Here is a 12,838-nt window from a genome sequence, read left to right as displayed (position 1 = left end):
TCTTTGACTGTGCTTAGGGTTCTCCCAAAGAGGTCGGGAGCTAATGCTGATGGGTGGGTTGGAGGTGCTCGCCAGCTGGAGGTGGCGCCGTTCGATGGAGGGGGCCGAGGTGTGGATGGGCTTACTCCGGTGCGTCTCGTGAGCTACAACGAGCACTCGCATCTTTTCGACGGAGCGGAGCGCTTGCTTCACCTGCGATAGTCCGGACGGGGTCGCTGAGGGGGCGACTGGCGATGGATAGAGGCCCGCGTAGTTGTTTTCAAGGAAAACATTTGCCAGGGAAAGGGATTCTGCTAACCTCTCGCTTATGACCTGAATCACGTTTCAGATTTCAACTATGGGTCACGCTCCGCGGTTCGTTGATACGCCGAAAGGATTACCGCTATGCCTATCCCAAGCCCTTATCCAGACGTCACAATCCCACAGATTCCTCTTTATGACGCCATCTTCGGCGACCTGTCGGGCGGGCTGACAAACAGAACTGCGCTCATCGACGGTTTGACCGGCGAGGAGATGACCTTTCAAGAATTGAAGGCGAGTTACGAGCGCATGGCAGGCGCTCTCGCCGCTCGCGGGGTCGGGAAGGGGGACGTGGTTGCGCTGCACTGCCCCAACCATGCCGCGTTTGTCATTTCCTACTTCGGCATTCTTCGATCCGGGGCCACGGTGACGACGCTAGGCTCCTTGGCGACTGCTGAGGATGCTGAAAAGCAGTTGCGGGCGGCGGATGCAAAGATGCTGCTCACCACAGATCTGCTGGGCACCGCAGGCATGGAAGCTGCGCAGGCGAAGGGGATTCCGGCTGAAGGGATTATTAACCTCACCGATGCCGAGGCTGGGCTCAAGGCGCTTCTCGCCGAAAATCACACTGCGCCTGAGGTTGAAATCAACGCGGACGAGGATATTGCTGTGTTGCCGTTTTCTTCGGGAACCACAGGGATTCCGAAGGGTGTGAAGCTGAGCCACCAGAATCTGGTCGCCAATCTCTTCCAGGTGTCCCCGTCCATGCAGCACAATGGCATGAAAACCGGCTCGGTGGTCTGCGGCGTCCTTCCCTTCTTCCACATTTACGGTATGAACTGCCTGCTTGGGGCGGCTCTGTTTCAGGGCTGCACAATGGTCACGCTGCCGAAGTTCGAGTTGGAATCTTTCTTGTCAGCACATGAGCGATTCAACATTGACTGCACCTTCATCGCGCCGCCGATCGCTGTTCTACTCGCGAAGCACCCGGCGGTGGAGTCCTATGACCTGAGCTCTCTGCGCGCTATCCAGTCCGGAGCAGCACCCCTCGACCGGGAGCTTGCCATCGCGGTGCAGCAGCGGCTCAGCGTGGATATCTACCAGGGCTTTGGGATGACTGAAACCTCCCCGGTTACCCATAACTCTTTGGTTAACGTGACGCCTCTAGAGTCCGTTGGCGCTCCGTTGCCAAATACCGAGATCAAGATCGTTGATATCTCCAAGGATGATCTGCCGGAGATTCCCGCGCCCACACAGTCGGGCGAACGATCGGCGGTTGGTGAAATGTGGGTCCGCGGTCCGCAGGTGATGAAGGGCTATCTCAACAACGAGGAGGCCACGGCCCGGACTCTGCTGCCGGATGGTTGGTTGCGCACCGGTGACATGGTCGCCGTGGATTCGGAAGGTAATTGCTACGTCGTTGATCGCGCGAAGGAATTGATCAAGTACAAGGGCTACCAGGTGCCTCCGGCAGAGCTGGAGGCGCTGCTCCTGACCCGGGATGACATTTCTGATGCCGCGGTGGTCGGCTATGTGCGCGAGGAAGACGGCGAAGAGATTCCTCGAGCTTTTGTTGTACCGCAGCAGAATTCTGCTGGCGTTCCGGCAAAGATTGACCCGGAGGAGCTGAAGGCGTGGGTTGCGGAGCGGGTAGCGCCGTATAAGAAGGTTCGCATCGTGGAGTTTGTGGACGCTGTTCCAAAATCTGCCACCGGAAAGATCCTGCGCAAGGACCTGAAAAACCGCCCACTCGACGCGCAGCTGGTGTCAGCGCCGCAGTAGACAGTGGCATTCGCTTTTGCTGGCTCCAGTTCTAGCGCTTGTGCCTCGTGAGTCCCCGGTCCTTTGGCCGGGGACTCTGGCGTTTTGGACCGTGGTGTGGGGTGTACACGTCAGCTCATGCTCCAGTAACGATGTCTCAGCGCTGTTGGGGGTGCGTCGTACCTCCCGCGACCCGCTCTGCCAGTCGCGCGATCACCGCGTTGACCTCCTTCGGAGCCTCCAGCGGGAGCATGTGGCCCGCGTTGGTGACCTCGACCAGCTCCGCGCCCGGCCACGCATCAATGATCTTTTCAGCCTGTTCGCGCGAGGTGACGTCGTCGTTGTCCCCGACGAGGACGGTCCCGGGCAGATCGGAAAGATACGGGACGGCGTCGTATTCATCGTGCCCGCGCAGGTCATCGAGGAAGCCCAGGTACGTGTCCAACGGCGTTTCGTTGATCATGTAGGCGTGCAGGTCGATGACCTGGCGGTTCGTGGGGCGGGAGAACACCGCGATCGCGAGAGCCGGGGCGATCAGGCCGGCGATCTTGTCGCGCAGCTTGCGAACCCGTTTCGGCGAGGCCTTCAGCAGCCCGGCCAGCCAGCCAACGATGCGCAGATTTAGCAGCTCCGGGATGCCGTTGGCGGCGAAGCGGTCGATGGCCGTGGACACCAGCACGAGCCCCGCGATGCGCTGCTGCACGTCCTCCGGGGCATGCCGCAGCGCGGCGAATGCAATCTGCCCGCCGAGGGAGTGACCGACGAGGATCAGCTTTCCGGCCGGTGCGCGCTCGGCGACGACGGCCAGGACGTCCTGCGCCGCCGTGTCCGTCGAACACGACGAGGGTGGCACCGCGCCGGTCTTACCGTGACCGCGCAGGTCAAGGGTGAGGAGACGCACGCCCGGCAGCTCTTTACGCAGCCCGCGGAACTGGCGGTACCAGGAGTCCGCGCCGAGGGTGAAGCCGTGGATAAACACGATCGTCAGCGGTTCCGCGTCGCCCGCCTCCGCGGCAGAGTCGCCGCTGGGGCCGACCTCGTACCAGTGCAAGGGGATGTCCGTGCCGTGGTCCTGGACGGTGAGGACGCCGGTGGCATCGAGGTCGCGGATTCCTGGCCTGACCGGGCGCGGTGCTCCGGGCTTCGGGGCGAGGCGGGCCTTCTTCTCCTTGATCCGGGAGCGGACCTCCGTGGCTAGGCTGCTGACGGAGTTGCGCGCGATGCGGGTGAGGTTTTTGGCGTGCTTCATGAGCCTATTTCATGGGTGTCTGGCGGCGAGCGTGCGGGCCAGATTCTCGGCCGTGGATTCGAGGTTGCCGGCCGTGCCAGCGATCGCGGCATGGAGCGGCTCCGGGCGCTGCCCGATGGTGAAGACCGCGGTGATCCCGGCGTCGTAGAGCGGCTGCATGTCACTCGCCACGCCGCTGTCTTCCTTCGTCACACCGACGGATCCTGCCAGCACGAATACTGGGGTTGTTCCCGCCCGCCGGGCGATGCCCACCGGCACCTTGCCGAAGAGCGATTGACCATCGATCTGACCTTCCGCGGTGATGATGGCATCCACCCCCGCGGCGAGGGAATCGAAGCCCACGGCCTCCAAGAGCGCGTCGATGCCGGGGTGGATCTCCGCTCCCAGGGTGGCCACGAGCCCGCCGGCGAACCCACCGGCAGCACCCGCGCCGGGCAGATCCGCGATCGATGTCCCGCAGCTCCGGGCGAGAACCTCCGTCAGGTGCTCCCCGCCGCTTTCCAATCGGGCCACGCACTCGGCGTCCGCACCCTTCTGCGGAGCGAAGATTGCCGCGCAGCCGCGGGCGCCGAGGACCGGGTTATCGATATCGGCGAGGACCGTGATCGAGGTCGCGGTGATGGCCTTTGGAATCCCGGAAAGGTTGAGGGAATCGACCTCGGCCAGCGTCGCCCCGGTGGGGAGGAACTCCTCGCCGGAGGCGTCGCGGAACACGGCGCCGAGTGCGGCGACCGCCCCGCAGCCGAGGTCGTTGGTAGCCGACCCGCCCGCCCCGATGAGGATCCGCGTCGCACCGTTGTCCACCGCGTCGCGGATCAGCTCGCCGACGCCGTAGGTTGTCGAGTTTTCGACGTCGCGGTCCTCACCCATCAGCGGCAGTCCCGCGGCGGCTGCCATTTCGATGACGGCGGTGTGTTCGTCCAGCAGGGCGTAGGTCGCCGCCACCGGTGCGGCGGTGGGGCCGTGGGGGCCGGAGACCTCGCAGCTCACGCGGCGCGGGAAGTCGCAGATCGTGGCGCTGTCCTCGGCGGAACCGGTCTCGCCCTGGTGGGCGGCGAGCATGGCCTCGACGGTGCCTTCCCCGCCGTCTGCCATGGGGATGGTGACGGTCTGGGCGTCGGGAATCGCCCGCAGCAGCCCGCGGGTGATGGCGGCGGTGGCCTCGCCCGCGCTGAGCGCGCCCTTGAACGAGTCCGGCATGACGGCAAACTTCATGGCTTCGAGTGTAAATCCTTCCCTGGACATGGAATGGAAAGCACGAAGCCGAAGCCCCGAAGGGCCTCGGCTTTGGCAAGCTTTCGTGCTGCTAGACGATAAACAGGCTCAGCACCCACACGAAGAGCATCGCGGTGACGCCCATGAGGCCAGTCACCACGGTCTGCGAGCGGTAGGCCTGCTGCGGGGTCAGCTTGGAGAAGTTCGTGACGACCCAGAAGTGCGAGTCATTCGCGTGGGATACGGTCAGGGAGCCGGCGGAGATCGCCATGACAGCGAGGCCGACCTGCAGCGGGGTCTCCAGGCCAAGGACGGGCAGCAGTGGGGCGACGATGCCGGAGGTCGTGACCATGGCGACGGTGGCGGAACCCTGTGCCGTCTTGAAGAGGGCGGCGACGAGGAACGGGAAGAACAGGCCGAGGCCGGCCAGCTCGGTCGCGTTGTTGGAGATGAAGTCGACGACGTCCGTCTCTGCGATGACCTTGCCCAGCACGCCACCGGCTGCGGTGATGAAGATGATCGGGCCGACGATGCGCAGGCCCTCCTCGGTGAACTGGTGGAAACGATCCATCATGTGGGTCTCGGCCAGCAGGACCACGGCCAGAAGGAAGCCGATCGCGAGGGCCAGCATTGGGTTGCCCAGGAAGACGATGAGGCGCCCGAGGCCCTCGGTCCACTTGAACATGTTCGCGATCGAGCCACCGGCCATGAGGATGATCGGGGCGATGATCGGGAGCACCGAGGTCAGGGTGCTCGGCAGCCGGGTGTAGGAGTTACGCAGCTCCTCGTAGGCGGCTTCGACGTCCTGATCTGGGATGACCTCAGATTCCGGCGTGGTGATCTTCTTGCCGATGTACACGGAGAAGAAGTAGGAGACGATCAGCACCGGGATGGATACGAGCATGCCCAGGCCGATGACGAGCAGGAGGTTATCCTCCAGTCCCAGATTGGAAGCCGAGGCGATGGGGCCTGGGGTTGGCGGGATGAAGACGTGGGAGGTGAACAGACCCGCCGAGAGGGCGATCGCCATCGCTACGGGGGAGGCACCGGTGCGCTGCGCGAGGGCTCGGCGCACCGGGTTGAGGATGACGAACCCGGAGTCGGAGAACACCGGGATACACACGATCCAGCCCATGAGCTGGATGGCCAGCACCGGGTGTTTCTTACCGATGAGTCGCACCAGAGCGTCGGCGAGTTGGAAGGCGGCGCCGGTCTTCTCCAGGACGTAGCCGATCAGCGTGCCGAAGATGATGACGAGGCCGAAGGACTTGAAGGTGCTGGAGAAACCTTCGCCGATGAGGCTGGTGATGCCCGTGGTGATGACTTCACCATCGGCATCCTTCGCGTCGAGCAGTGGCACGCCTCCGATGAGTCCGAAGACGAGGGAGACGAACAGCAGCGACAGGAACGGGTGGATGCGCAGCTTGGAAATCATGAGGATGAGCGTCACGATCGCGAGGACGAAGACACCCATCAAAGGCAATCCGGTCATGTGATTCCTTCGGTGGTGATGGGGATATTTGTGAGGTTGATGCTATCGGACGGGGCATTGCTTCGTTACGGGGGCTATATTTTCGTCGTTTAGGACCGAAAGTAGACTAGGTGGTCTAAGTAAACGCGCAGGTAGAAGGCTTTTTCTTGGGGGTACTTTTGCGCTTCTATTGCATGTACCGCAATTCCCGCCTAGTATGTGCCCTAATCCTAGACCGAGCGGTCTGTCTGGCTTTCTACTCCTCCGAGGGGAGGTCGGGCTTTCCACACGGCAGAACAAACGACGACAAACACGACGACAAGAACGCAACGAGGAGCCACAGTGCCGGAGCGCAACCCCCAGGCAGGCATCACTCAGCAGTCTCAGCCCCTGTTGAGCCTCAACACCCACAACGAGAACTGGCGTGACCCCGAGGTCAGCCCCGCTCAGCCAGATGGGCAGCCTGCCCAGACCACAACCACCCCGATCCCCAATGACCGTCGCAGCTACCACGAAGAGCTGGTCGCTACCTGGAAGGACGAGCTGGAAAACGCCAGCGCCGCAGAGATCCTCTCCTGGGCAGCCGAGAAGCTCGACGGGCCCGTGGCCATCACCCTCAGCATGCAGGACACGATCCTCGCCGAGCTGGCCCAGCGGGCCTTTGATGGCCAGCAGGCCGATGCCGAGCTCGTCTTCCTCGACACCGGGTACCACTTCCCGGAAACCCTCGACACCGCCGCCGCCGTCGAGGAGCGTTACAACCTTCCGCTGCGCCGGATCACCCCAACCCTGAGCCGCGCGGAGCAGGACGACGTGTACGGGCCGAACCTGTACCAGCGCAACCCCACGGCTTGTTGCCGCATGCGCAAGGTCGAGCCCCTCGCGAGGATGCTCGACCCCTTCGAGGCCTGGGTCTCCGGCGTCCGCCGCGTCGACTCCCCGCTGCGTGCGAACACCCCCGTCATTGAGGTGGACCGCACCGGCCGGCTGAAGCTCAACCCGATCGCGGCATGGACCGACGACGACGTCCAGCGCTTCATCGAAGAAAACGACCTCATCATCAACCCACTGACTAAGCAGGGCTACCCGTCCATCGGCTGCGCCACCTGCACCCTGCCCGTCGCCGAGGGGGAGGACCCCCGCTCCGGACGCTGGGCAGGAACCAACAAAACAGAATGCGGACTACACGTATGAGCACCACGACTATCAACCCAGAACAGACCAACCCAGATCAGGCCAACGCACCACAGAACACCGAGCTCTCCAGCCCGCACCTCGCGGAACTGGAAGCCGAATCCCTCCACATCCTCCGGGAGGTCGCCGGCCAGTTCGACCGACCGGCACTGCTTTTCTCCGGCGGCAAGGACTCCGTCGTCGTCCTGGAGCTAGCCAAGCGGGCCTTCCACCCCGCGCCAGTGCCTTTCGAGCTGCTGCACGTGGACACCGGCCACAACTTCCCGGAGGTCCTCGAGTTCCGCGACCGCATCGCCGCCGATCCGCGCATCAACCTGCACGTCGCGCACGTCCAGGACTGGATCGATAGCGGCGCGCTGCAGGAGCGCCCAGACGGTTCCCGCAACCCGCTGCAGACCGTCCCGCTCGTCGAGACCATCCAGCAGCGCGGTTACGACGCCGTCCTCGGCGGCGCTCGCCGTGACGAGGAGAAGGCGCGCGCCAAGGAGCGCGTGTTCTCCATCCGCGATGGCTTCGGTGGCTGGAACCCCCGCCGCCAGCGCCCCGAGCTGTGGGGCCTGTACAACGGCAAGCTGCAGGCCGGCGAGAACATGCGCGTCTTCCCTATCTCCAACTGGACCGAAGCCGACGTGTGGCACTACATCCGCGACCGCAAGCTCGAGCTGCCGCCGATCTACTACTCCCACGAGCGGGAGGTCTTCAACCGCGGGGGCATGTGGCTCTCCGCCGGCGAGTGGGGCGGTCCCCGCGAAGGCGAGGAGACCGTCACCAAGACGGTCCGCTACCGCACCGTGGGCGACATGTCCTGCACCGGCGCGGTTCTTTCCGACGCCACCACCCCGCAAGAGGTGATCGAGGAAATCCTCACCTCCACCACCACCGAGCGCGGCGCCACCCGTGCCGACGACAAGCTCTCTGAATCCGCCATGGAAGACCGCAAGAAGGAAGGCTACTTCTGATGACCGCCCCGACCTCCCTCACCGAATCCACCACTACGACCACCGGGGCCGATCAGGCGAGCGCAACCGTCGCGACGTCCTACGAGGAAGCCCCGACCCTGCGCCTGTGCACCGCGGGCTCCGTCGACGACGGCAAGTCCACCTTCGTTGGCCGCTTGCTGCACGACACCAAGTCCATCCTGACCGACCAACTGGAGTCCGTGGAGCGCGTCTCCGCTGCACGCGGCCTGCAGAATCCCGACCTCTCACTGCTGGTCGACGGGCTGCGCGCCGAGCGCGAACAGGGCATCACCATTGACGTGGCCTACCGCTACTTCGCCTCTGACCGCCGCAGCTTCATCCTCGCGGATACCCCGGGCCACGTTCAGTACACCCGCAACACCGTTACCGGCATGTCCACCTCCGACCTGGTGGTCATCCTGGTCGACGTCCGTAACGGCGTGATCGAGCAGACCCGCCGCCACCTGACCGTCGCCGCCCTGCTGGACATCCCGCAGGTTGTCGTCGCTGTGAACAAGATCGACGCGGTGGACTACTCCCAGGAGGCCTTCGACACCGCTGCGGGCCAGGTTCGCGAGCTCGTCGACGAGCTGCGCGGGGCCTTCGGCGAGCAGAAGCTGCCGGTCGTAGACATCGTCCCGATCAGCGCGCTGGTGGGCGACAATGTCGTCTCCAAGTCCGAGAACACCCCGTGGTACGAGGGCGAATCCGTGCTGACGATCCTCGAGGACGCCCGCCCCGCCGCCGTGGCCACCGAGGAGTTCCGCTTCCCGGTGCAGTTCGTCATCCGGGACCACGCCACCGACTACCGGGGTTACGCCGGCCGCATCACCTCCGGTGAGGTCGCGGTCGGGGACACCGTGCACGCTGGTTTCCGCAGCACCCGCGTGGCTGGCATCGACACCCCGGATGGACCGCAGCAGCGCGCCACCGCCGGGCAGTCCGTCACCCTCCGCTTGGAGGATGAGCTGGATATCTCCCGCGGCTCCATCCTTTCCGACGAGACCCTGCCGGAGCCGGTCACCCAGTTCTCTGCCCTGGCCTTCCACCTGGCGGATGCGCCGGTGCGGGTCGGCTCCAACCTGCTGCTGCGCTACGGCCCGGCAGAGGTGCGCGCCCGCGTGCTGGGCATCGACGAGCAGCTGAGCATTGCCGATGGTGCGGCTGCAGAAGCAGGGACGGCCGGGGAGCCGGCCACTGCCCTGGAGCAGAATGACGTCGCCCGCATCCGCGTGGCGGTGGCCGACCCACTTCCGGTGGAGGCTTACGTCCGAGGCGGTCAGACGGGCTCCTTCCTGCTGATCAACCCCTCGACCGGGGATACATTGACCGCGGGCTTGGTGAGCAGCTGATGTTTAGCGAGTCTTTCGCCCAGCCTGAGCCGGTGATCGTGCTGGCTCACGGCTCGCGACGCCGCGGCGCCGAGGACGTTGTGCACGCGATTGCCCGCGAGGTTGGTGCGCGTGCCGCCTTCCTGGACTTCTCCGAATTCACCTTGGACGCCGTGGTCGGCGAGCTGCGAGCCGCTGGTCACCGTCGGGCTGTTGTCATGCCCTTGCTGTTCACCAGCGCCTTCCACCTGCGCAAGGACGTCCCCGCGGCCATCGCGGAGGCGGAGCGCAACCATGGGATGGCTCTGCGCGCCACCGAACCAATTGGTTTGGGCACTGATGTGGCTGAGCTCCTCGTGGCTCAGTGGCGAAAGGCTCACGGCCATCGCGTGGCGGCCGCTTCGGCGGGCGACGCGGTGGTTTACGCCGTCGGGTCCTCTATCCCGGGTGCGAACGAGGCGGTCGAGGATTTGGCCGCCGAGGTCGGCCGCTTGCTGGGGATTCCCGCCCGGGCGATCTTCGCCACCGGCGGGGGAATCAGTGTGGCTGAACACCGCGAGGGGCTGGGCCGGCGCGCTGGGGCGCAGGCCGCACCCACCGCGGTACTGCCGCTGTTCTTCGCCCCGGGCCTGCTGCTGGATAAGGCCACAGATGTGCCGGGCACGATCGCTGCGGGCCCACTTGGAACCGCGATCGCCCCGCTGGTGACCGCACGGGTCGCCGCCCTGACCGGCACGGCGCCCGCTGGTGCCACGGCTAGCCACTGGGCTACAGAGAGGGTGCCGGCATGAGGAAGATCCTGCTTTTCGCCATTGCTGGTCTGGCTGCACAGCTCGTGGACGGCGCCCTGGGCATGGCCTTCGGCGTCACCGCCACGACGGTGCTGCTGATCACCGGCATCGGTCCTGCCGCGGCCAGCGCCGCCGTGCACATCGCCGAGGTGGGCACGACCGCAGCCTCTGGCACGGCCCACTGGAAGCTCGGCAATGTTCACTGGCCCACCGTCTTGGCTCTCGGCGTGCCGGGCGCGATCGGCGCCTTCCTAGGGGCGACGGTGCTCTCCAAGATCTCCACCGCGGCCGCTGAGCCAGTGGTGACGAGCTTCCTGCTCCTGCTCGGACTGTGGCTGCTTTTCCGCTCGATCTTCCTCTCCAGCGCCAAGCAGGCGTCGAAGACTAAGGAAGAAAAGCAGCGGGACACTGCGCGCCGGGCACCTCGCACCCGCATCGGCCTGGGCGTTCTCGGGATCACCAGCGGATTCCTGGACGCCAGCGGTGGCGGCGGATGGGGGCCCATGACCACCTCCACGCTGCTGACGGTTGCTAAGACTCAGCCGCGGAAGGTGATCGGCACGGTCAGTGCCTCGGAATTTCTGGTTTCTGTGGCGGCATCCGTGGGGTTCATCTTCGGGCTGGGGCCGCAGTTCCTGTCCTTGTGGCAGCCGGTAGCTGGCTTGCTGGTCGGCGGTGTGATTGCCGCACCGATCGCAGCTTGGGCCGTGAGCCGCATCAACCCCACCGTCCTCGGTGGCCTGGTGGGCCTCCTGCTCGTGCTGCTGAACTCCTCGCGCCTGGTGACCGGGGGAACAGTGAGCCTGCGCGCGGTGGAGATCGGTCTGGCCATCCTCGCCGTCATCGCGCTCTGGGGACTTTGGCGAGGCCGGGCGGGTTCCCGTGCCGAGTCTGAATCTGCTGAGCCGGAGTCCCGTGAGGCGACTCCCACCACCGGTGATGCTGCTGGGCAGGGGCCTGCCGCTGCCGACCGTGAAACTGTTAGCGTTCGCGCCGGGAGGGATAGATAGGGGTAGGAAAGGGGTGGAGAGGGTCGCGAAGCGGACGTGCGTTGTGACGCGCGTTACGTTATTGTTTCACCTAGAAAGTGAAGCCGATCACAGTGATAGTGGCGGGCTTGCGGGCCCGCCACTATCACTGTGATCGGCTAACCGCTACGAAGCCCTGGAGGATGAACTAGGTGACCGTCAAAGCAGTCGTAAGCCCCCTGGCTAGCGCAGCAGCGCAGCGCCCCAAGATCATCAAAGCGGCTAACGCCGGTGGCGGCAACAGCGCCGACCTTTTTGAGCACATCCGCCCGTCTCACCCAGACTTCCCTCAGGCTCTGGAATTCGGCAGCACCACCAGCGCCGACGTCCTCGTCGGCACGGGCTCTGTCTCCTTCGACGCCCGCCTCGCCGGCGCGCTAGGCGCCTCCCACATCCTCGTCGCGGGCTCCGACGCCGACCGCATCTCCGTGCAGCAGTCCCTTGGCCAGCTCGTCCGCATCGGCCGCGTCCCGGCGGGCATCGCCATGCTGGAGGGCCCTGCCAGCACCTCCTCCGCGCTGGAGTGCGAGGGCGAGGCCATCAGTTACGTCGAGTTGGGCAGCGTCCACAAGTCCGAGACCCGCGAGCCGATCGTCGGACCGGAACTCTTCGAGCGCAACCTCATCGTCCAGGCCCGTGAGAAGAACGCGCACATCGTCCTGCCGGAGGGCGACGACGACCGCATTCTGCAGGCAGCCCACCATCTGCTGGAGCAGAACGTCTGCCGCCTGACCATCCTGGGCGACCCGAGTGCGATCGCTCGGCGCGCCCGCGAGCTGCAGCTGGACCTTTCCGGCGCGACCCTCACGAACCCGAATACTGGCACCCAGCTGGAGGAGTTCGCTCAGGACTTCGCAGAGCTGCGCAAGGCCAAGGGCGTGACCATCGACGAGGCGCGGGAGACCATGAAGGACATCTCCTACTACGCCACCATGATGGTTCACAAGGGTCTGGCCGATGGCCTGGTCTCCGGCGCGGCGCACACCACCGCGCACACCATCCGCCCGAGCTTCCAGATCATCAAGACCGCCCCGGGCGCGTCCGTGGTCAGCTCCATCTTCCTCATGGTCATGGACGGCTACCTGTGGGCCTTCGGTGACTGCGCGGTCAACCCGAACCCGACCTCTGAGCAGCTCGCCGAGATCGCCGCGGTGTCCGCGAAGACGGCCGCCCAGTTCGGCATCGACCCGAAGGTCGCGATGCTGTCCTACTCCACCGGAACCTCCGGTGCGGGCGAGGACGTCGAGGCCGTCGCCGCCGCCGTCGAGAAGGCGAAGGCAGACAACCCGGACCTGCAGCTGGACGGACCACTGCAGTTCGACGCGGCTGCCGTCGCCTCCGTCGGTAAGAAGAAGATGCCGGAATCGGACGTGGCAGGCAAGGCCAACGTCTTCATCTTCCCCGACCTGAACAGCGGAAACATCACCTACAAGGCGGTGCAGCGCACGGCGAACGCCTTGGCGGTCGGACCGATTCTGCAGGGTCTGAACAAGCCGGTCAACGACCTGTCCCGTGGCGCGACCGTCCCGGACATCGTCAACACCGTGGCGATCACCGCGATCCAGGCCGGTTAAACACCCGAACTACAACACCACTCAC

At 65.2% G+C, this 12,838-nt stretch carries 10 protein-coding genes; 7 read left to right on the top strand and 3 right to left on the bottom strand.

Annotation, left to right across the window (positions count from 1 at the left end; all coding sequences use genetic code 11):
• Nucleotides 1–384: 384 nt before the first annotated feature.
• The gene (locus tag Q1V78_RS04200) at nucleotides 385–2,022 is read left to right on the top strand and encodes an AMP-binding protein (protein WP_300611987.1); all 1,638 of its coding nucleotides are present in this window, start codon (nucleotides 385–387) and stop codon (nucleotides 2,020–2,022) included.
• Nucleotides 2,023–2,158: 136 nt separating this feature from the next.
• Here the strand turns inward: Q1V78_RS04200 and Q1V78_RS04195 are convergent, their stop codons facing one another.
• The 3 genes from Q1V78_RS04195 to Q1V78_RS04185 form a co-directional block, all read right to left on the bottom strand.
• Nucleotides 2,159–3,250, bottom strand: a complete 1,092-nt coding sequence (locus Q1V78_RS04195) for an alpha/beta hydrolase (RefSeq protein WP_300611985.1) — start codon at nucleotides 3,248–3,250, stop codon at nucleotides 2,159–2,161.
• A gap of 9 nt (nucleotides 3,251–3,259) precedes the next feature.
• A complete protein-coding gene (locus Q1V78_RS04190) occupies nucleotides 3,260–4,465 on the bottom strand; it encodes a glycerate kinase (protein WP_300611983.1) in 1,206 nt (401 codons plus the stop codon).
• A 91-nt stretch (nucleotides 4,466–4,556) separates the two neighbouring features.
• Nucleotides 4,557–5,957 carry a GntP family permease gene (locus tag Q1V78_RS04185; RefSeq protein ID WP_300611980.1) on the bottom strand — a complete coding sequence of 467 codons (1,401 nt, stop codon included), beginning with the start codon at nucleotides 5,955–5,957 and terminating at the stop codon, nucleotides 4,557–4,559.
• Between the two features lie 321 nt (nucleotides 5,958–6,278).
• Here Q1V78_RS04185 and Q1V78_RS04180 point away from each other — a divergent pair, with 321 nt between their 5' ends.
• The 6 genes from Q1V78_RS04180 (at nucleotide 6,279) to pta (ending at nucleotide 12,813) form a co-directional block, all read left to right on the top strand.
• Nucleotides 6,279–7,130 carry a phosphoadenylyl-sulfate reductase gene (locus Q1V78_RS04180; RefSeq protein ID WP_300611977.1) on the top strand — a complete coding sequence of 284 codons (852 nt, stop codon included), beginning with the start codon at nucleotides 6,279–6,281 and terminating at the stop codon, nucleotides 7,128–7,130.
• A complete protein-coding gene (cysD, locus tag Q1V78_RS04175) occupies nucleotides 7,127–8,089 on the top strand; it encodes a sulfate adenylyltransferase subunit CysD (RefSeq protein ID WP_300611974.1) in 963 nt (320 codons plus the stop codon). Before Q1V78_RS04180 ends, cysD begins: the two co-directional genes overlap by 4 nt.
• Nucleotides 8,089–9,441, top strand: coding sequence for a GTP-binding protein (locus Q1V78_RS04170; RefSeq protein ID WP_300611971.1), 1,353 nt, complete (start codon nucleotides 8,089–8,091; stop codon nucleotides 9,439–9,441). Before cysD ends, Q1V78_RS04170 begins: the two co-directional genes overlap by 1 nt.
• A complete protein-coding gene (locus Q1V78_RS04165) occupies nucleotides 9,441–10,211 on the top strand; it encodes a sirohydrochlorin chelatase (RefSeq protein WP_300611969.1) in 771 nt (256 codons plus the stop codon). The genes Q1V78_RS04170 and Q1V78_RS04165 overlap by 1 nt, the downstream gene beginning before the upstream one ends.
• Nucleotides 10,208–11,221 (top strand): sulfite exporter TauE/SafE family protein, encoded by a 1,014-nt coding sequence (locus tag Q1V78_RS04160; protein ID WP_300611966.1) that lies wholly within the window; start codon nucleotides 10,208–10,210, stop codon nucleotides 11,219–11,221. The genes Q1V78_RS04165 and Q1V78_RS04160 overlap by 4 nt, the downstream gene beginning before the upstream one ends.
• 170 nt (nucleotides 11,222–11,391) lie before the next feature.
• Nucleotides 11,392–12,813, top strand: a complete 1,422-nt coding sequence (gene pta / locus Q1V78_RS04155) for a phosphate acetyltransferase (RefSeq protein ID WP_300611963.1) — start codon at nucleotides 11,392–11,394, stop codon at nucleotides 12,811–12,813.
• The last annotated feature ends 25 nt before the right edge of the window (nucleotides 12,814–12,838 follow it).

This window comes from Corynebacterium sp. (assembly GCF_030152825.1).
GTDB lineage: Bacteria > Actinomycetota > Actinomycetes > Mycobacteriales > Mycobacteriaceae > Corynebacterium.
Note: the sequence above shows the minus strand (reverse complement) of the source record. Positions and strands in the feature narration are given on the sequence as shown.